Here is a 20,058-nt window from a genome sequence, read left to right as displayed (position 1 = left end):
TGCTCAACGGGATGGGCGGCGAAGGGTCAGGCAGGACGGCGCAGCGTGCCCCGCGCGTACGCCTTCTGATGTTCATCAACGGGATTTTTCGCCAGGCGTTTGCCCAGCGCATGTGATGGTTTTAAACAGGAGAGTCATGGTGGCCAGTCACGACAAGGCACGGGTTGGTGTGGACATTGGTGGGACGTTCACCGACGTCGCGCTCGAACTCGGTGGAAAGCTCTTTTCCACCAAGGTCCTAACTGATTACACGGCGCCCGAACGCGCCATCATCAAAGGCATCGGCATCGTCGCAGACAAGGCCGGGATCGAGCTGAAGGATATTGGCGTCATCATCCATGGCACTACCCTCGCCACGAATGCGCTGATTGAACGACGCGGCGCGAAGACGGCGTTCGTCACGACCGAAGGGTTTCGTGACACGATCGAAATGCGAACCGAAAACCGGTTCGAACAATACGATCTGAACATCAAGCTCCCCCCTCCCCTCATCGAGCGCTGCGACCGGTTCACCCTCGGTGAGCGCGTCGACGCGCAGGGCGGCGTGCTGCTGGCGCCGACGGAAGCCCAGATCGCGGCCATCGTTCAGCGTATCGAACAGGGCGGCTATGAGAGTGTCGCTGTGGGCTTCATTCACGCGTATGTGAACGGCGTGCACGAACGCATGGTGCGCGATGCGATCGAAATGCGCCTGCCGGATGTCTCAGTGTCCATCTCGAGCGAGGTGTCGCCTCAGATCCGCGAATTCGAGCGTTTCAACACGGTCTGTGCGAACGCCTATGTTCGTCCGATCATGAAGTCCTATCTGGACCGCCTGCTCGGAAAGGTTCGGGAAGCCGGCGCGACCTGCCCGATCTTCATCATCCACTCGGGCGGCGGTATTGTCTCGGTCGAAAGCGCGTCCGAGTTCCCTGTGCGTCTGGTGGAATCGGGGCCGGCCGGCGGTGCAATTTTCGCCGCGCATATTGCCGCGCGCTATGACCTGAACACCGTTCTTTCGTTCGATATGGGCGGCACCACCGCCAAGATTTGCCTGATCGACGATCTCACGCCGAAAACCGCCAACACCTTCGAAGTGGCCCGCACCTACCGTTTCAAGAAAGGCAGCGGTATGCCGATCTCCATTCCCGTCGTGGAAATGGTCGAAATCGGTGCCGGCGGCGGTTCGATTGCCTCTCTCGATGTCATGCGCCAGATCCGGGTGGGTCCGCACAGCGCCGCCTCGGAACCGGGTCCCGCGTGCTATCAGCGTGGCGGCACGCAGCCGACAGTGACCGACGCCGATCTGCTGCTCGGACGCCTCGACCCCGCGAACTTCGCAGGCGGATCGATCCCGCTGTCGACCGACGATGCAGCCAGCGCAATGGTCAAGCAGGTAGGCGGTGCGATCAACCTCAGCCCGGAAGAAACGGCCTATGGTGTCGCTGAAGTCGTCGACGAGAACATGAGTAACGCCGCGCGTGTGCATGCAGTCGAAAGCGGCAAGGATATCGGCGACTACACGATGATCACGTTTGGCGGCGCTGGCCCACTTCACGCGGCACGCCTGTGCGAGAAAAGCGGCATCAAGAAATTTATCGTGCCGCCGGGCGCTGGTGTCGGCTCCGCGATCGGTTTTCTGCGCGCACCGTTCGGCTATGAAAGCGTTCGAAGCGCCAGCATGCGGTTTAACGAGTTTGATGCCGACGCACTCAACGAGATCGTCGATCACCTAAGCGAAGAAGCAGTGCACTTCGCGCGCCAGGGCTCAGGTGACGCAGAGCCGATTGTCGAAATCAAGACCTTCATGCGCTATGTCGGCCAAGGCTGGGAAATTCCTGTCGCCGTCCCGTATCGGCGCTTTGCCGCTGAAGATCGTGTCACATTCGCTGAGTCGTTCACGAAGGCGTACACGCAGTTCTTCGGCCGCCCGATCGACGGTCTCGACATCGAAATCGTCAGTTGGGCCGTGAAGGCAAGCTCACCGCTGCCGCCCGTCGAGCGTCTGCAGTTTGTGACGTCCCGCGACGCTGTCGTCCCGCCGAAAACCCGCAAGATTTTCGATGCGGCATTGCATCGTTTTGTGGATGCAGCCATTGTCGAGCGCGGTTCGTTAAAGTTCGGCGAGAGCGTAACGGGCCCGGCCATCATCGTCGAGCCCGAAACGTCAACACTAGTCACGTCTTCCTTCGATGCCATGGTGCAGCCTGATGGCTGCCTGCTCGTGGTCGCCAAAGAACTGAACGCCGCCAGGTAATCAGGAGTAGAACCATGTCTCTCAGTAACCTTGACACCATCCACATGCAGGTCATGTGGAATCGCCTGATCTCCGTCGTCGAAGAACAGGCGATGGCCCTGATCCGTACGGCGTTCAGCACCAGTGTTCGCGAAGCGGGCGACCTCTCCGCCGGCATCTTCGACAAACGCGGCCGTATGCTGGCGCAGGCGGTCACGGGCACGCCGGGTCACGTGAACACAATGGCCGAAGCCGTCGAGCATTTCATGAACGCGATCGGCACGGACAACATGTACGAAGGTGATGTCTACCTGACCAACGATCCGTGGAAAGGCACCGGTCACCTGCACGACTTCACCGTCGTCTCCCCTTCGTTCCACAACGGCGAACTGATCGGCTACTTCGCCAGCACAGCGCACGTGGTGGACATCGGCGGCCGCGGCTTTGGTCCCGACTCGCGTGAGATCTACGAAGAGGGGCTGTTCGTTCCGATCATGAAGCTGATCGAGCGTGGAGAAGTCAATCGCGATCTGATCAATATCCTGCGCAACAATGTGCGCGAAGCCGACAAGGTCGTGGGCGATCTATATGCACTCGCCTCGTGCAACGAAACGGGTCATAAGCGCCTGCTCGAGATGCTGAGGGAATTCGACCTGAAGGACGTCGAAGGCATCGGAGAATTCATCCTGGCGCGCAGCCGCGAAGCGACGCTCGAGCGCATTGCCGCGCTGCCCAAGCAGACCGGGACCAACCAGATGACGCTTGACGGCTATGACACGCCTGTCACGCTAAACGTCACGCTGACAGTCAGCGACGATCACCTGATGGCGGACTTTGCGGGTACTTCACCGGCCAGCCCGTACGGCATCAACGTGCCCCTGCTGTATGCGAAAGCCTACGCCTGCTATGGCCTGAAATGCATCATCGCACCCGAGGTGCCCAACAACGCAGCGTCGCTCGAACCGTTCCGCGTGCAGGCGCCTGAGGGCTGCATCCTGAACGCTCAGCGCCCGAGCCCGGTAGCAGTTCGCCATGTGTTGGGCCACTTCGTGCCCGATCTTGTGCTGGGCGCATTGCACAAGATCCTGCCGGGCCACGTACCTGCCGAAGGCTCGGGTGCACTGTGGAATCTGCATGTGAGTGCGCGTCCAGTTCGCGAAGGTTCTGGCCTGAGGGGTAGCGAAATCCTGATGTTCAACAGCGGCGGGACGGGCGCGCGTTCGGAGCTCGACGGCCTGTCCGCCACCGCTTTCCCCAGCGGCGTTCACGCCATGTCGGTCGAGGCCACCGAGCAGGTCGGTCCGATCGTCGTCTGGCGCAAGGAAATGCGCTCGGGTTCCGGTGGCGCCGGCAAGCTGCGCGGCGGCCTCGGGCAGATCGTCGAAATCGGACCGCGCGCCGGCTACCAGTTCCGCTTCAACGCCATGTTCGATCGTATCGACCATCCGGCACGCGGACAATCTGGCGGCAAGTCTGGCGCCGCTGGCCAGGTCACGCTGTCCGACGGCACGAAGATGAAGGGTAAAGGAACGCAGATGGTCGCGGAACATCAGCGCGTCACGCTCTCCCTGCCCGGCGGGGGTGGTGTCGGCTCGCCGGCGGAACGCGACAGGGAAGCACTGCTGCGCGATATCCGCAACGATTACATCTCTGAAGAGCAACTGTGTGACGACTACGGCGTCACGCTCGATGCCTTAAAGACATCGGCTGGACAGTAAGGAGCAGACATGACCGACATCACTACGCCCCCGTTCAAGAACATCCTGATCACGGGCGCGGCCGGCGCGCTCGGCGCCGTGCTGCGCGACTCGCTGCGACCCTACGCCGAAACGCTGACGCTCAGCGATCGTCAGCCGCTGGGTGAGGCGCGCGAGAACGAAAAGCTCGTTGTCTGCGACCTGGCTGACCGGGACGCCGTTTTCGACATGATGAAAGGCGTCGACATGGTCGTCCACCTCGGTGGCGCACCGCGCGAGAACACCTTCCAGGTCATTCTCGATTCGAACATCATCGGCAGCTACAACATCTACGAAGCGGCACGCCAGTTTGGTGTGAAGCGAGTGATCTACGCGAGTTCCGTTCACGCGATCGGCTTCTATGAATGCACGCAGACCATCGACGCAAACGTGCCTCAACGGCCGGACAGCCTGTATGGAGTCAGCAAGACATTCGTGGAGAACCTGTCGCGCTACTACTTCGACAAGTTTGGTCTTGAATCGGTATGTGTCCGGATCGGCTCCTGCTTCCCGAAGCCCGTCGACCGGCGCATGCTGGCCACGTGGCTTTCTTACGACGACTTCTCGCACCTGTGCATCCGCGCGGTGATGGCATCCAGTGTCGGCCACATGATCGTGTACGGCAATTCGAAAAACAGCGCCAACTTCTGGGACAACACGGAGGCGGCATACCTCGGCTATTCACCGCGGGATTCCGCTGACTCGTATCGCGCGGAGGTTTACGCGAATACGCCGGTACCTGACCCGCGACACCCCGCCGTGCGCTATCAGGGTGGCCAGTTCGCAGCAGACGGCCACTACGAAGATCCGAAAGCCAACTAGGCGATTCGGTCCAGAACGTCTTTTCGGAAAGCACCAAGATGGCACAGCAAGCATCAAAGACCCACTACGACGTGGTGATCGTGGGCGGCGCGGTCGTAGGCAGCGCCACCGCCTATTTTCTGGCGAAGAACCCCGATTTCAACGGCTCGGTCCTGGTGGTGGAGCGTGACTGGTCATACGCGCAGTCTGCGACTGCCCTGTCGAGCGCGTCGATCCGGCATCAGTTCTCCAACCCGTTGAACATCAAGATTTCGCAATTCGGCACTGAATTCATTCGCCATTTCCATGAACTCGTCGAGGTCGATGGCGATGCGCCGGAACTCGGTTTCAAGGAGAACGGCTACCTGTATCTCGGCGACGCGGCCGGAGCGCCGATGTTCGAGCGCAACTACGCGACGCAGAGAGAAAACGGCGCCGATGTCGTGTTGCTCGATCAGGAGAAGCTCAAGGCCCGCTTCCCCTGGCTCAACACCGATGGACTGGTAAACGGCGTCTGCGGCCAGACCGGCGAAGGCTGGTTCGACAGCTATGGATTGCTACAAGGCATGCGACGCAAGGCACGCGCGCTCGGCATCGAATACATCGAGAACGAGGTCGTCGACATTCGTCGCGAAGGCTCGAAGGTCACGGGCGTCGTACTCAAGAGCGGCGAAACCATCAGCTGCGGGACGATGGTCAACGCCGCCGGCACACGCGGCCCTGCGATGGCCCGGCTGGCCGGCCTGGATATTCCTGTCGAACCGCGCAAGCGTTGCCTGTTCGTATTCGATTGCCGTACACCGCTGCAGGGCACGGTACCGCTCACAATCGACACAACAGGAATCTTTTTCAGACCCGAAGGAAAATACTATCTGACGGGCTGCTATCCCGATCCGGATCCGCTCGCTGACGTGAACGATTTCGATGTCATCCATTCGGAGTTCGACGAAATGATCTGGCCGGCTCTCGCTGAACGGGTTCCCGCATTCGAAGCCATCAAGGTCGTCAATGCATGGGCGGGACACTACGACTTTTGCATGCTCGACCACAACGCGGTCGTTGGACCTCACTCCGAGGTAACGAACTTCCTGTTTGCAAACGGCTTCAGCGGTCATGGTCTGCAGCAGTCGCCTGCCGTGGGTCGCGGGCTGAGTGAACTCATCACTTACGGCGAATACCGTGCACTCGATCTCGCGCCGCTAGGTTATCAACGTGTGGTTGAAAACAGGCCTTTCCTCGAAGAAGGCGTGATCTGACGCCGCCCTTTATCCGTTAAATCGACACATCAATGAACTCTCATCCCTACCGTGCAGCACTGGTGACTGGCGCTTCGAGTGGTATTGGTCGAGCGGTCGCAAGTCGGCTCGTGAAAGAAGGCTTGCACGTCTACGCGCTGGGCCGTGACGCGGGCGCGCTCGACAGCCTGGCGCAGGAAGGCAATGTCACGCCAATCGCCATTGATCTGCGTGACACGTCGCCGCTGCGCGAACTCTTCGAGCGCGTCGAGATCGACGTCGTCGTCAACAATGCCGGGCTTCTGCCGGCAATCGTCAGATTCGACGAATGCGCGACCCATGATATCGACGACATGGTCGACATCAACCTTCGCGCGCCACTGCGTCTCGCACACATGGCCCTCAACGGCATGCTGAAAAGAAAGCGTGGGCATCTGTTCTTCATCGGTTCGAGTGCGGGCCGCTTCCCGCATCCGAACACGGCTGTATACGGCGCGACCAAAGCTGCAATCAGCATGTTCTGTGATTCGTTGCGTTGCGACCTGCTGGGCAGCAAAGTCCGCGTGACCGAGATCGCCCCGGGGCGGGTGCAGACGAACCTGTATCGCACCGCGCTTGGCGAGCAAGGCGCCAACGAGAAACTCTACGAGGCTTATCGCTCGATACAGCCTGAGGACATCGCGGAACTGGTCGCGACGGCGATCAGACTTCCGGACTCTGTCGACCTGTCGCGTATGGAAGTCTTTCCAACCGATCAGGCACCCGGTGGGTCGCAGATTGTCTCGGTAAAGTAACTTCTAACTGGAATAACCGAACCATGAAGAATCAAAGAGCGGTAATCGTTGGCGGCGCCTCCGGGCTTGGTCTGTCTGTCGCAAGACTCATGCTGTCGGACGGCGCGGAAAGTATTGCGCTGATCGACAAGAATGGGCCCCTGCTCGAAGAGACCGTCAGTCAGCTGAAGCAAGAAGGCCACAACGTCTTCGGAGCGGAAGGTGACATTACGCGCAAAGCGTCCGCGCACGAAGTTTTCCGGCGGACCGTTGCAGCGCTCGGCCGTGTCGACTGCCTGATAAACAGCGCCGCGATTTATCCGCGCCGGCCAATCCTGGAGATTTCGGACGACGACTGGGATCTGGAAAACGCGGTCAATATCAAGGGCACTTATCACATGATGGTCGCGGCGATCGAACACATGCGTAACCGCCCCAAGGTGGAGGCTCACGTAGCTGGCCGCATCGTCAACATCACATCGGTCGACGCTTTCAAGGCACACCCGCAGAACGCTCACTACGCGGCGACGAAAGCCGCCGTTGTGAGCCTGACGAAGTCGTTTGCGGCCGAAGTTGCAAAGGATGGCATTCTCGTCAATTCGGTCGCACCGGCCGGCTTTGCAACTGAAAAGGCAAAGAAAGCGGGTTTCCTCGGCGAGCTTGCGGCGGCAAATCCGCTGGGACGTGCGGCCGAACCTGAGGAAATCGCGCAGTGGGTCGTCATGATGGCAAGCGCCCGTAACACCTACGCAACGGGCGAGAATGTCATCGTGAGCGGTGGCTACATCTACGCTTGAGCAGCATCAATATCTCACCCCATGCCGTCCGTGGGGTGAGCCGCGGCCATAGCATGACTGTGGTAAAGTCATAATATGTCATACGGCGCAGGTCAGACATTTTCTACCCGCGTCGGCGCGGTATGTCTGCATCCGTGAATTGCAGAGCTCTCCTGACCCGGTGTGGAGCATTAGGAATGACTCTGGACGCTGAAACTTTACTAAAGAATGCTGCCAGTTCTGGAAAACGCCGCAGCCTGACCGAGTTGGTCATCCAGGCACTGAACGACAAGATGGAACGGGGCGAATACGCTCCAGGCGCGAAGCTCCCAACTGAACCCGAACTCTGTAGCGAATTTGGCGTGAGCCGCACCGTGGTTCGCGAAGCAGTGGCCTCGCTTAAGCTGGGTCGCCGGCTGATTGCGCGTCACGGCGTTGGCGTTTTCGTTGCGGATGGCAAGGGACCGTCGGCAGAGCCCGGCTATCTTGACACGGCCACGCTGAACAATTCAATGCATGTGCTTGAATTGCGCACTGGCGTTGAAACGGAATGCGCGGCCTACGCTGCCCAGCGCCGGTCCGAGGCACACCTTCGAGCGCTGAAGGAAATCTATGCGCGAATGGAAATCGTCGCCGTGGATGATGATGCAGAATGTGCACGAGCCGACTTCGAGTTTCATCTGGCGGTTGCCACGTGTTCGGAGAATCCGCACTTTGCGTCAATCCTGCGCACGCTGGGTCAGGAAATCATTATCGACCTGCGTCTGAAACACGCCAAAGCCAATCCCAAAGAGCGCAAGACGTATATCAGGCGTATCCAGCGGGAGCATGGCGATATTCTCGACGCTATCGAACGCAAGGATGAGACTGCGGCGCGTCGGGCCATGCGGCGCCATCTGAACGAAAGTCTCGAACGCTACCATCACCTGTCGAGCACGCGTTCTGAATGACGCTCAGGTCCTCGTGTTAATTCGAGGACCTGCTGCTCCGGCTCACGTTCCCGTCGAACCAGCGACGCTCGCTGGCGCGTGAGTACGCATTTCTCTAGCTTTATCCTTCATTTTCCACTCGCCAGATCTCCTCGCGTCTGAATCAGACACGAATCGATCATCAGCGCCGTGCCAGAAAAAAGGGGAACGGAGACGTTGTGGGCGACCATCCGTCGGACCGGCTCAACCTGGACGGCGCCCCACTTCCGCCGATTCCCGTCAGTTGGTGAAGGGTTCGACCTTGTCGCCCGTGGCAATAGCCTGAGGAACCCACTTGCCACCTACTACCTTGTAGAACGTTGCAGTCGGGTCCTTCATGTCGCCATTCGGCATGAACGCGATGTTTCCGGAGATGCCGGTGAACGAGACAGATTTTACGAACGGGCCGTACACCTTCGGGTCGATTGAATTGGCCTTCTGCATGGCATTGATCAGCACCCAGGTGGCGTCATACGCGGACGGCGCGTAAGCGACAACGCCCTCGTTGTATTTCGCCTTCATCTTCTCGTCGAACTCGCGGCCCGTCTTCATCTTCGACAGTGGAACCCCGTAGTCCCAGGACATCGCGCCTTCGGCAGCATCGCCGGCGACCTTGAGGAATGTTTCGTTTTCGAAGCTGCCGCCACCCAGCATGACCGCCTTGATGCCGAGTTGTCGCATCTGCTTCATCAGCAGACCGGCTTGCTGATCGAGACCACCCCAGAAAATGACGTCCGGGTTAAACGACTTGATGCGCGTGAGCTGTGACTTGAAGTCGACAGCCTTGTCTGTCGTGTACTCACGGTCGATGACCTTGCCGCCTGCCGCCTGCACGCCCCTGACGAATTCGTCGGCCATACCCTGCCCGAATGCCGTGCGGTCATCTATGACCGCAATGCTTTTGCCCTTCAGGGCCTGGACGGCGGAGTGTCCCGCGAGCTGTCCCATCTGCGCGTCGGAGTTGACAACGCGGAACACGTTGTTGAACCCCTGCGACGTCAGTGTGGGATTGGTGGCCGTCGGCGAAACCATTGGAATGTTCGCGGTGTTATAGATGCGCGAGGCCGGAATGCTGGTGCCCGAATTGAAATGGCCAACCACGCCCGCCACCTTCGAGTCGGCCATCTTCTGCGCAACCTGCGAACCCATACGCGGATCGCCCTGATCGTCCTCGGCGTCCAGGACGAAATGAACCGGCTGCCCGCCGATAACAAGCTTCTTCGTGTTTGCATCGTCGAGGGCAAGCTCGACGCCGCGCTTCAGATCCACGCCGTAATGCGCCGAAGCACCCGTCAAGGGGGCGGCGAAGCCGACCGTTACGTCACCGGCGTAGGCAGCAGAAGTGGACAGAGATGCGCCAGCAGCCAGTGACGCAGCCAACGCAAAGCGCGTGATTGAGAGCGGGGTCTTCATTTGATACCTCAGCGGTTTTCGAATTGATCAATCGACCAAAGCCCTGATCTGTCCCGATCGGGCATCGGCGTTTTCGGCGTATGAATTGGCGGAATCGCGCGTCACGCGAGTCATCTGCACCTGTGCGCCTTTCATCAAGGTATTAGGTAAGACGTCATATGTCAACGAGTAAAAAATACGCCGCGATCCAGGGTTTTCGAGAGGTCAAAAACGGTTTTCTGGCCGGGAAAGCATGCTGCAAGGCGCTCTGGCGGTGAAAATGACCAGCGGGCCCCATCAGGTTTTTGGAAATTATCGGAGGCGAAAAATCGAATGTCGGCCGTGAACCTGCACATGTCCCGGCGATCGCGTTCTCCTATACATGTCACGAAGATCGTGAGATCGGGTTCCGCTCTGTGCTACGACAACGCTTCCCCAACGTGAACCTCATCGAGGTCATCAAGGGCGCTGATTCCGGTGCCGCGACCTATGAAGCGACCATGCGTTTTCTGGACGAGCACGAAAAGCTCGACAGCATTTTCAACGTAGCGGGAGGCAACGAAGGGCTCGCGGCCCATTGCGCACGCCGATAGCCAATCGACAGGTCTTCGCCGGGATGTAGTTCGAAGTCGTCACCGCGCATGGACAGCACGCTGCCGCCTTCGAGCGCGGGCACCCAGATGATGTCGCCGTTCACGATCCGCTTGATATGCTCGATGACCGGATAACCCTGATCGCTTGCCTCGCCGGGCGCTGTGCTTTGAGAGCGTCAATATTCAGCGCGTGCATAACCTGTTGCCCTGCAATCAGAACTTGAGCGTGGTTAGCATAACGAAGCCCCAGATACGTTCTTGAATTCCATGGATGGATCGTGAATAAGGGAACGTTGGTTTTTCCGATAATAAGCATTGGGGAGATGCCGCCAAAGGCTTGCCGGGAAGGCCCGCGAACGGGTTGGCTATGTGGCGGGCGAGCGTATGACGAAGCATCTGACGAGGTAACTGCCGCACTACGCGTCCACGACGATCCCGCCGACCTGCTGGACCACCTGGACGAGCTTGCCGCGCGGCCTTAGCGGGACTCGCGGCTACGCTGCTCCTCAACGGTGAGGATAGCCTCGGGCGTTGATTCGAGCCGGGCTTTCGGTATCGGCTGACCACTAACATCGGAGAAACCATAGGTACCATCCGCGATCTTCTGCAGCGCCCGCTTGATATCCCTGATGCGCCGGTCGTGCACGTCATGTAGCGTCTGGTTGATCTCACGCTGCGCCATTCCCTGCGCCTTATCCTCGAGCTCCTCGGCCTCGTCGCCATGCTGCTCCTGAGCCGCCCTCTCGTTCGCGAGCGTATTTTCCTCTCCGCCCAATAGTTCCCGGCGCAGTGCCTCAAGGCGCTTGCGCTGCTGCGCGATGAACTCCTGACTCAAAGTGACCTGGTGTCCAGACATTGCTCTCTCCTGCGCCATGGTTGACGTGCGATTCGACAAGTCAGCGAAACACAGGTGTCATGGACCAGGCTCGCGGACTGTCTGTCCACGGTTTCGACGAACAAGCGGTATAGGTCATCATGCACCCAATTCCTGAAATGCGTGGCCATTGGCCTCGAATCCCTTCAGGATGTCGGGTGATTTGCTCGAATATTAGTCGACGGATCGGTAGCAGGTGAACTTACCGGTACCTACGGGTTTTTCCTGGTCTCAGCCTATGTCGACACCGGCGACGCCGAATCGTCGTAGGAGTATGTCCAACTTCTCTTGTGAAAGGCGAGCACACCATGACTACCGGAACCGTCCATCTCCAACGCGTCTTGCGCGCTACTCCGGAACGCATCTATCGAGCGTTCCTCGAACCCGACGCGATAGCGAAGTGGCTTCCTCCCTACGGGTTCACCTGTCAGGTCCACCACATGGATGCCCACGTTGGTGGCACTTACAAGATGTCCTTCCGTAACTTCAGCACCGGCAACAGCCACTCGTTCGGCGGCGAGTACGTCGAACTGGTGCCGTTCGGGAAGATCCGCTACTCGGACCGATTCGACGACCCGAACCTGCCCGGCCAGATGCACGCCACCATTTCATTGCGGCAGGTGTCCTGCGGAACCGAGCTCACCATTGTGCAGGAGGGCATACCCGAGGTCATTCCTGTTGAGATGTGCTACCTCGGCTGGCAGGAGTCGCTTGTTCAGTTGGCAAAGCTGGTTGAGCCCGAGATCCCTGACTGATAACCGTCGCACATAAGCTGACCACGGAAGTGGGAAGCATCGGCGAGCCGTAAACGGCGCCCAGATGCCGTCGGCCAAACACGCGTGACGCCATATAGGCGAGTGCGTCGACTTCCGAACCCAGCGCGAAGCCGACGCGGCCGGCCATCATCGCGACCCCGACAATCGTCATCACGAACGCGCCCTGCTGTGCCTTCAGTCCATAGTCGGACAGCACGACGCCAACCTGACAGCGAACTCATCATTCCGTTCCCCATGGCGCTTCGCCGTCATGTTCGCCGAGCGCAGGCGCGGGAAAACGGGCAGTGAGCAGGTTGCCGTCGAACACACCGGGATAGCGCACCGAGCGGACCGGCCCGAGCGGCGTATCGAGCGTCGAATACAGCCGGTTGTGAAGCACTTGCGGATCGTCGAGATGCTGATCCGGATCGTTGACTGGGCCGCACGGGACCTCGAGTTCGCGAAACTTCGCGAGCCATTCGCGACTGGTACGCTCCTTGAGCGGTGCGGCAATACGCTGAAAGAACGTGCTCGCCATGTCGGCCTTGTCGGCAATGCCGCGCAACTCGTCTTTCCATTCCGGATGGCCGATCGCTTCGAGCGTCTTCGCCAGTTGCTTTCCCGACACCGGCGACAACACGATGTAGCCATCCTGCGTCGCGACGACAGGTTGCGGCGGTGCCCGCCACGATGCATCGTCGTTCAGATACGTGCGATGCTGGAACATATCCGGGAAATTGAAGTACGAGACCATGTCGAGCATCGACGTCTGGATGTGCACGCCCTTGCCACTACGATTGCGCGCCAGCAGCCCCGCCAGCGCCAACTGACAGACGAAGCTCGCGGAAAGCTTGTCGACCATGAAACTATTGGTTGCTTTCGGCACGCCGCCAGCGGCCTCGTACGCGATCAGACCCGTTCTTCCTTGCACCAGCGCGTCGAAAACCGGTTCCCGCGCGGCATCGCCGTCGGGACCATAGCCTGTGATGGAGAGACGAATCAGCGACGCATTGAGCGCCTCGACAGTTTCCTTGCCGACGCCAAGCTTTTCGGCGATATGCGGGCGCAGATTGTCGATGTAAATATCCGCGCCGCGCAGCAACTGCTTGAACGAATCGAGACCCTGCGGCCTCTTCAAGTCGAGCACGACCCCCTGCTTGCCGCGGTTCGCATTTCCCCATACCACGCCCACGCCGTGACGGCTCAACCCAAAGTTACGATATGGATCGCCGCCGGGCGGTTCAACCTTGATCACATCGGCGCCCAGATCCGAGAGCATCTGCGCGGCGAACGGTCCGGCCAGATAGCTGGCCGCTTCGACGATCTTGACGCCGGCCAGTGGACGAATAAAGGCGTCGCTGGCAGGCGCAGACGTTTCTGGTGTGGTGTGCGCGGACATACTTTGAACTCTCAGGAATGCAGATGCGTGGAACGGCTCGCACTGCGGGCTCGCAGTTGCGCGAGGGCGAGAACCGTGTCGATGGTGGGTGTCGGCGCGGCGGCAAGCGTGCGCAGCGCGTCGATGGAACGCGCCAGCACATCGAGTTCGAGCGGACGGCCGTACTCAAGGTCCTGCAGCATCGACATCTTGTGCGCGCCGGCGCCGAGTGTGACGGCGATGCGTTTATCCGGCGCCTGCGGGATGTCGACGCCGAGCTGCCGGCCGATTGCGTCGGCCTCTTCCATCATGGTACGGACAACAGGCAACACACTCATCGCCTCGGCCATTTCGCCAAGGCGCGCGAGCGTGAGCACGGCCACCGGATTCCAGCACAGGCTGTTGACGAACTTGACCCAGATATCGCCGCGAATATTCTCGCGCACTGGCGCGTAAATACCGGCCTCGCCCAGCAGTTCGCTCAGGCGCACTACGCGCTCGCTTCTGGAACCGTCGATTTCGCCGACCGGGCAGGCCGCCCGCTCTCCGTCCTGCACGACGTAACCCGGTTCGGGCGAGTGCGCACCGATCCAGTAAGCAACACCCAGTGCCTGTGCGGGAGGCATGGCCCGCCAATGGCGATCATCCGGATCCAGCGGTGTCAGCCGGCTATCGGCAACCGCGCCTTTCTGACCATAGAAGAAGTAGTACGGAATGCCGGTGGTCGGCGGGAGCACGGTCGTTCCCGTCCCAATCAACGGTGCGATCGTGTCGAGCACGCTATCGACCTGATGTGCCTTCAGCGTAAGAAATACATAGTCTTGCGGGCCAAGCGCGCGCGGATCGTCAACCGCATTGACCGCCACGGAGAACGTCTCGCGCGGCGTGGTGACATGCAAGCCGGTCGCGTGCAGCGCGGCAAGCGTGCGCCCGCGCGCCACGACACTCACCTCGGCGCGCGCTGCTCGCGCCAGATGCCCTGCGATGTACCCCCCTATCGCGCCGGCACCGACCACCGCAATCCTGATCTTTTGCGCCATGGCCGCGATTAGTAGAGACCGCCATTCACGTCGACGATCGCGCCGTACATGTAGCTGGCCGCGTCGCTCGCCAGAAAGCCCACCACGTTCGCGATCTCTTCGGGCTCCGCGGCACGCTGCGGCGCGGTGCTGGCGATGAATCTGTCGCGCGCGGCTTTCGGCACGGCGGCCCCCATTGCGGTATTGACTGTGCCGGGGGAGACAGCGTTGACGCGGATGCCGTGCGCGCCCAACGGCTTCGCAAGGCCACGCGTAATCGCCATCACCGCGGCTTTCGACCCGCCGTAATCCGTTACCGCGCTGCCGGTATGCCCGACAATCGACGCCAGATTCACGATCGTCCCGCCGCCGCCTACCTCGACCAGACGCCGCGCCACCGCTTGCGTGGCGAAGAACATGCCGCGCACGTTGACGTCGAAGGTGAAGGCGTAGTCAGCAGCCGTGATGTCGAAAAACGCCTTGCCGTGCCAGACACCCGCATTGTTGACCAACGCCCGCACGGTGCCGTACTGGCGATCGATCGCGGCAAACGCTTCATCGATTGCGTCGAGATCGGTCAGATCGCACTGACGGTATGCGCCATCGCGTGCACTTTTGTCGGCAATATCGAGACCTACCGCGGTGTATCCCTGCTTCTCCAGCACGGTGCAGATGGCCTGACCGATCAGGCCGTTGGCACCGGTAACGACGGTGATTTTTTCTGGCATGTCCTCTACTCCATGTGAATTCATTGAAAGCGGAAAGTCGCCGGATTCAGCACGTCACTCAACGCGCCGCTCAGCACGCGTCCCAGGCAGCCGACGGATTGGCGAGTACGCTGTCGGTGTGCTCGCCGAGTCGCGGCGGTGGACGGCGAATCTCGCTCGGTGTCGCGGAGAATCGCAGTGGATTTTTGAGGACCGCAAGCGGGCCCGCGGCTGGGTGCTCTATCGAATGGACGAGATCACCGGCAACGTGCGGGTCGTTGAAGACCTCGTCCCACGTGCGCACCGCGCCGTAAATCGCGCCTGCTTCACGCAGCACCGCTTCCCAGTCGGCCAGCGTGCGCTCACGAAATGCCGCAGCGACCCGTTTATCCAGCAACTGCCGGTTCTTCAGGCGTGCAGACTTCGTCGCGAACAACGGATCGGCCGCCATCTCTCCAAGCCCCAGGGCGCGCGCGAGGATGGCCCAGAATTTGTCGTTGATCGAGATCACCATGACCTCGCGGCCATCGCGTGTCGCGTAGGTATTGTTGGGCACGATGTCCCAGTGCTCATTGCCGGTCCGTGGCGGAGTCTTGCCAGTCGCCGCGTAGTAAACGTCACGCGGCGCGATACTGAAGATCGACGCATCGAGCATCGACAGATCGATTCGCTGGCCGACACCGGTTTCGTAGCGCGCGATGACCGCGTTGAGAATACCGGTCGTGGCAAGTAGCGCAGTAACGAGATCGGAGAAAGGAAAGCCCGTCTTGAGCGGACCGCTCTGCGCCGTCCCCGTGATCTGCATAAGGCCGGATTCGGCTTGCACGACCTGGTCGAGCGCCGGACGGTCGCGGTCCGGCCCCTCGCGGCCGAAGCCGGTAATCGAGCAGTAGATGAGCCGCGGATTGAGCGCCCGCAACGCGTCGCAACCCAGACCCAGCTTCTCGGCAAGCCCCGGGCGAAAATTCTCGACGAGCACGTCGGCCTCCGCGGCGAGAGCCCTGACTGTCTCGCGTCCCTGCCCGGTTTTCAGGTCGAGCACGACGCCGCGCTTGTTGCGGTTCATGCTGAGAAAGAACACCCCGTCGCCACCGAGCGTCACTTCACCCGATGCGCGAAATGGGTCCCCTTCCGGGGCTTCGATCTTGATCACGTCGGCGCCGAAATCGCCAAGCATCATCGTGGCCATCGGACCGGTCATCATCTGCGTGAAATCGAGCACGCGCAATTTGTGTAAAGCACCCAACGTCCTCTCCTTTCCATGAAACCCGCGCGCATAACGAAGCGTCCCGCTCGGCTTACGACGACGTGTCCGCGCCGTCCGACGACTTATAGAACGCTTCCCGGCCGTGGCTAGATGCCCGCACGCCGGACTCACGCTTCGCCTTCATGAAATTGAACTCGTCGCTTTCGTAGCGCACGTTAGTGGCCAGCGCGTGCATCACGTAGCCGTACGAGAACTGACTGGTCAGCCGCAGCGAGTCATAAGCCAGGTGGGTCGCCGCCTTGCCGATTGCGAGGCCGTCGCGCGGTAAGCGGACGATACGTTCGGCCCATGCTTCGCCCGCCTCGGTGAGTTCCGCTTGCGGCACAACCTTGTTCACGAGCCCGGCGGCGAGGGCTTCCGGCGCGGTCCACAGTTCGGCAAGCAACAGGAGTTCGCGTGCCTTGCGTGGCCCCATCGCCATGATTTCCCACGCACCGAAGTACGACGCACCGGATAGACCGAGCTTCTGCTCCGGATGGCCGATCTTTGCGTTGTCCGACGCGATCGACAGGTCACAACCTTCGGCAATGTACAAGCCCGCGCCGATGCAATAGCCGCTGATCAACGCAAGCGTCGGTTTCGGCGACAGAAAAATGCGCTGAAAACGGGCGATGTAGTGCCTGTCGTGATGCAGACGCGCGCGCTGACTCGGACGACGCGGCTTGCCCGCCGCGTCGAGCTGCGGTTCGCCGTATTCGTGGCCGACTTCGGCAAGGTCGTGCCCGGTGCAAAAGTCGCCGCCTGCCCCGCGAAAGACGATGACGCGCACATCGTCATCGGCCTCCGCGCGATCGAGGTGCTCCATCAGCGTGTCGAGCATCTGCCCGGTCAGCGCGTTCTTCTTCTCGGGCCGGTTGAACGTGATGTACGCGCGGCCGTCTCGCGCTTCGTATGTCACCAGTTGACTCGGAATATTGCTCACTTCGATTACCTCATTGGTTGAACCAATTAAACAAAGTCTAGGCAGCGGCCAGGTGGCTGTCAAGCGCCACGCGCGCCGGTTCGGTGCCGGTGGGTCAATCCAGATTGATGGCGACGCTTTTCACGTCCGTGTAAAGATCGAGCGCCTCGCGACCGCGTTCGCGGCCCCAGCCCGATTGCTTGTAGCCGCCGAACGGCAGCGACGGATCGGGTACGGAATGCACGTTCACGCCGACGGAGCCGGCTTTGATACGCCGCGCAAGTTTGTGCGCGACGCTGAGGTCGCGGGTCCAGATGCTGGCTGCGAGCCCATAGCTCGTATCGTTCGCGACGGCTGCGAGCTGCCCGATTTCGCTGTCGCGAAAACTCATCGCGCACAGCACAGGACCGAAGATTTCCTCACGCACCACTGACATCGTCGGCTGGGTATTCTTGAGGACGGCCGGAGTAACGAAATAACCTTGCTTTAGCTTGCTGGGTGCGCCGCCAAGAACCGTCGCTCCGTCATTGCGCGCGGCCTCGAGATAGCCGGTGACGCGGGCGTGCTGCCCGGCTGAAATCAGCGGCCCCATCTTCGTGTCCGCGTCGAGCCCATAACCGATTTGCCACCCCGACACTTCGGCGTACACCTGGTCGACCAGCTCGTCGTAAATGTGCTCGTGCACATAGAGCCGCGTCCCCGCGGAGCACACCTGGCCGGTATTGAAGAAGGCCGCGCGCGCCAGCGCCGGCGCTGCTTTCTGGATATCGGCATCGGGAAAGACGATGACGGGTGATTTGCCGCCCAGTTCGAGCGACACGCGCTTCATGTTGCCAAGCGCCGCCTTGACGACGAGCTTGCCGACTTCCGTCGACCCGGTGAAGGCGATCTTGTCCACCTGCGGATGCGCCGCCAGCGCGGTGCCGGCGGTTTCGCCGTAGCCCGTGACGACATTCACGACGCCTGGCGGGAAGCCGGCTTCGAGAATCAGCTCGCCGAGACGCAGCGCAGTCAACGGCGTTTGCTCCGCCGGCTTGAGAACGATTGTGCAACCCGCCGCGAGCGCCGGCGCGATTTTCCATATCGCCATGCCGAGCGGGTAGTTCCACGGCACGATCTGTCCCACCACGCCGATCGGGTCGCGTGTCGAATAGGCATGCCACTCGCCGGGCACGGAGACGTTGATCGTTTCCCCTCCGAACTTCGTCGTCCAGCCGGCGTAGTAGCGAACCATCTCGATGGAGCTTAGGACGTCGACCGCCCGCGCGAACACCACCGGCTTGCCATTGTCGAGCGATTCGAGCTGGGCCAGTTCGTCAGCGTGATCGTTCATCAGATCGGCGAGCTTCCATAGCAGCTTGCTGCGCGCCGCGGGCGTGACGCGGCGCCATGAGCCGGTGTCGAACGCCTCGCGGGCGGCACACACAGCGCGGTCCACGTCGGCCGCTTCACCGGCGGCGACGCGCGTCAGCAGTTCGCCCGTGCCGGGATCTTCGACGTCGAGTGTCTTGCCGGACAGAGCCTCGCTCCACTTGCCATCGATCAGCAGCATGTGCTGTCGCTGGACGAACTGGCGGACGGCGTGAGTGAGTGACGGATGGTCTAATCCACGTTGCATCGATCGTCTCCAGATGGGTGGCCGCCGCGCGAAGAATCGGCAACCGTCAGGTGTCAATGTTTTATTGATTAAATGGTTGAACCTTTAAAGTAAACCGCTTCGCGTGATGAAGTGCACTAACGCATCACTAATGAAAAAGCCACCCGCCCGCGAACACAGAAGCGCAATCCGCGGAGTACCATCGGCTCTAAAGCGAACCCAGGCTCGACCCATGGACACTCCACAGCGACCGAAACACCCCCGGGCAACGGCCCCGCAAGACACCCCGGATGGGCAGACCTCATCCCCCCCGCACACACCCGTTCAGGCGCGCCGCGCATTCGAGGAAGTGGCGTTGCAGATTCGCTCGCAACTTTGTAGCGGCGAGTTGCGTCCGGGCGATCGGCTTCCCGCGGAGCGCGATCTCGCCGAGCAATTTGGCCTGAGCCGCAACACCGTGCGCGAAGCGTTGAGAACACTGGAGATCTCGGGCGTCCTCGAATTCCGCAAAGGGTCCACCGGCGGCGCGTTCGTGCGCGAAGGCCAGGGCGACGGTGTGGTGACGGGTATCGCCGACCTGTATCGTCTCGGCACGCTCGGCCACGAACATCTGACCGAAGCGCGCATGGTGGTTGCGCTGGCAACGACCCGCGCCACCTGCGAACGAGGGTCCGAAGCGGATCTGGATGCGCTGGTCAACAACGTGCGCGCCGCCGAAACAGCGGTGAAGGCCGGCAATATCAGTGAACGCGTATCGATCAATCTCGAGTTCATTCGTATCCTTGCGAATGCGTCGCGCAACCCGCTGCTGATCATCCTCACCGACGCACTGGTCGAAATCCAGGTCTCGTTGCTCGAGGTGCTCACGCCTGCACCAAGCAGCACAGTGATGGCATCACGCCGGCGGCTGTTAAAGCACCTGGTCGCCAGAGACGCCGACCGCGCGGCAGGGGAAATGGAAGTGCACCTTAAAGCCCTCGAACGTCACTACCTGCCGCAGCGTCGGGATGCGGCGGCTAGTACGCCAAAATCTGGGACGTGGCAGAAGATCAAGCGGCAGACATGACGCAT

General features: G+C 60.8%; 17 protein-coding genes and 1 pseudogene. 9 read left to right on the top strand and 9 right to left on the bottom strand.

Going from position 1 to position 20,058, the window contains the following annotated elements; translation table 11 throughout:
* Window positions 1–136: 136 nt before the first annotated feature.
* The 7 genes from P3T16_RS08725 to P3T16_RS08695 all read left to right on the top strand — a co-directional run bounded on the left by P3T16_RS08725 (window position 137) and on the right by P3T16_RS08695 (window position 8,486).
* Entirely contained in the window at window positions 137–2,236 is a 2,100-nt protein-coding gene (locus tag P3T16_RS08725) for a hydantoinase/oxoprolinase family protein (protein ID WP_429341932.1), read from the top strand.
* Window positions 2,237–2,250: 14 nt separating this feature from the next.
* A complete protein-coding gene (locus tag P3T16_RS08720; RefSeq protein WP_429341931.1) occupies window positions 2,251–3,933 on the top strand; it encodes a hydantoinase B/oxoprolinase family protein in 1,683 nt (560 codons plus the stop codon).
* A 9-nt stretch (window positions 3,934–3,942) separates the two neighbouring features.
* On the top strand, window positions 3,943–4,773 hold the full coding sequence (locus P3T16_RS08715; RefSeq protein WP_429341930.1) for an NAD-dependent epimerase/dehydratase family protein: 831 nt from the start codon (window positions 3,943–3,945) through the stop codon (window positions 4,771–4,773).
* A gap of 38 nt (window positions 4,774–4,811) precedes the next feature.
* A complete protein-coding gene (locus P3T16_RS08710; protein WP_429341929.1) occupies window positions 4,812–6,008 on the top strand; it encodes an NAD(P)/FAD-dependent oxidoreductase in 1,197 nt (398 codons plus the stop codon).
* A 32-nt stretch (window positions 6,009–6,040) separates the two neighbouring features.
* A complete protein-coding gene (locus tag P3T16_RS08705; protein WP_429341928.1) occupies window positions 6,041–6,781 on the top strand; it encodes an SDR family oxidoreductase in 741 nt (246 codons plus the stop codon).
* A gap of 23 nt (window positions 6,782–6,804) precedes the next feature.
* Complete coding sequence (locus P3T16_RS08700) at window positions 6,805–7,557, top strand: SDR family NAD(P)-dependent oxidoreductase (RefSeq protein ID WP_429341927.1); 753 nt, start codon at window positions 6,805–6,807, stop codon at window positions 7,555–7,557.
* Window positions 7,558–7,733: 176 nt separating this feature from the next.
* Window positions 7,734–8,486, top strand: a complete 753-nt coding sequence (locus P3T16_RS08695) for a FadR/GntR family transcriptional regulator (protein WP_429341926.1) — start codon at window positions 7,734–7,736, stop codon at window positions 8,484–8,486.
* Window positions 8,487–8,744: 258 nt separating this feature from the next.
* On the opposite strand, the gene P3T16_RS08690 is transcribed toward P3T16_RS08695, so the two are convergent.
* The 3 genes and pseudogenes from P3T16_RS08690 to P3T16_RS08680 form a co-directional block, all read right to left on the bottom strand.
* Window positions 8,745–9,917, bottom strand: coding sequence for a branched-chain amino acid ABC transporter substrate-binding protein (locus P3T16_RS08690; RefSeq protein WP_429341925.1), 1,173 nt, complete (start codon window positions 9,915–9,917; stop codon window positions 8,745–8,747).
* Between the two features lie 568 nt (window positions 9,918–10,485).
* Window positions 10,486–10,653 (bottom strand): annotated as a pseudogene (locus P3T16_RS08685) (encapsulin); the annotation flags it as partial.
* Between the two features lie 314 nt (window positions 10,654–10,967).
* Complete coding sequence (locus tag P3T16_RS08680; RefSeq protein WP_429255944.1) at window positions 10,968–11,345, bottom strand: TraR/DksA family transcriptional regulator; 378 nt, start codon at window positions 11,343–11,345, stop codon at window positions 10,968–10,970.
* 326 nt (window positions 11,346–11,671) lie between these two features.
* On the opposite strand from P3T16_RS08680, the gene P3T16_RS08675 reads away from it, so the two are divergent.
* Window positions 11,672–12,118, top strand: a complete 447-nt coding sequence (locus tag P3T16_RS08675) for an SRPBCC family protein (RefSeq protein WP_429341924.1) — start codon at window positions 11,672–11,674, stop codon at window positions 12,116–12,118.
* A 241-nt stretch (window positions 12,119–12,359) separates the two neighbouring features.
* On the opposite strand, the gene P3T16_RS08670 is transcribed toward P3T16_RS08675, so the two are convergent.
* The 6 genes from P3T16_RS08670 to P3T16_RS08645 form a co-directional block, all read right to left on the bottom strand.
* Window positions 12,360–13,517 carry a CaiB/BaiF CoA transferase family protein gene (locus tag P3T16_RS08670; RefSeq protein ID WP_429341923.1) on the bottom strand — a complete coding sequence of 386 codons (1,158 nt, stop codon included), beginning with the start codon at window positions 13,515–13,517 and terminating at the stop codon, window positions 12,360–12,362.
* Between the two features lie 11 nt (window positions 13,518–13,528).
* Window positions 13,529–14,536, bottom strand: coding sequence for a ketopantoate reductase family protein (locus P3T16_RS08665; protein WP_429341922.1), 1,008 nt, complete (start codon window positions 14,534–14,536; stop codon window positions 13,529–13,531).
* 8 nt (window positions 14,537–14,544) lie between these two features.
* Entirely contained in the window at window positions 14,545–15,243 is a 699-nt protein-coding gene (locus tag P3T16_RS08660) for an SDR family NAD(P)-dependent oxidoreductase (protein ID WP_429341921.1), read from the bottom strand.
* A gap of 70 nt (window positions 15,244–15,313) precedes the next feature.
* Window positions 15,314–16,468: a CaiB/BaiF CoA transferase family protein gene (locus tag P3T16_RS08655; RefSeq protein WP_429341920.1), complete on the bottom strand. Its 1,155-nt coding sequence runs from the start codon at window positions 16,466–16,468 to the stop codon at window positions 15,314–15,316.
* Between the two features lie 52 nt (window positions 16,469–16,520).
* On the bottom strand, window positions 16,521–17,411 hold the full coding sequence (locus P3T16_RS08650; RefSeq protein WP_429341919.1) for an enoyl-CoA hydratase/isomerase family protein: 891 nt from the start codon (window positions 17,409–17,411) through the stop codon (window positions 16,521–16,523).
* A gap of 94 nt (window positions 17,412–17,505) precedes the next feature.
* Window positions 17,506–19,008 carry an aldehyde dehydrogenase family protein gene (locus tag P3T16_RS08645; protein ID WP_429341918.1) on the bottom strand — a complete coding sequence of 501 codons (1,503 nt, stop codon included), beginning with the start codon at window positions 19,006–19,008 and terminating at the stop codon, window positions 17,506–17,508.
* 130 nt (window positions 19,009–19,138) lie between these two features.
* On the opposite strand from P3T16_RS08645, the gene P3T16_RS08640 reads away from it, so the two are divergent.
* Window positions 19,139–20,053, top strand: coding sequence for a FadR/GntR family transcriptional regulator (locus tag P3T16_RS08640; protein ID WP_429341917.1), 915 nt, complete (start codon window positions 19,139–19,141; stop codon window positions 20,051–20,053).
* Window positions 20,054–20,058 lie beyond the last annotated feature (5 nt).

It is taken from the genome of Paraburkholderia sp. GAS42 (assembly GCF_050436565.1).
Taxonomy (GTDB): domain Bacteria; phylum Pseudomonadota; class Gammaproteobacteria; order Burkholderiales; family Burkholderiaceae; genus Paraburkholderia.
Note: the sequence above shows the minus strand (reverse complement) of the source record. Positions and strands in the feature narration are given on the sequence as shown.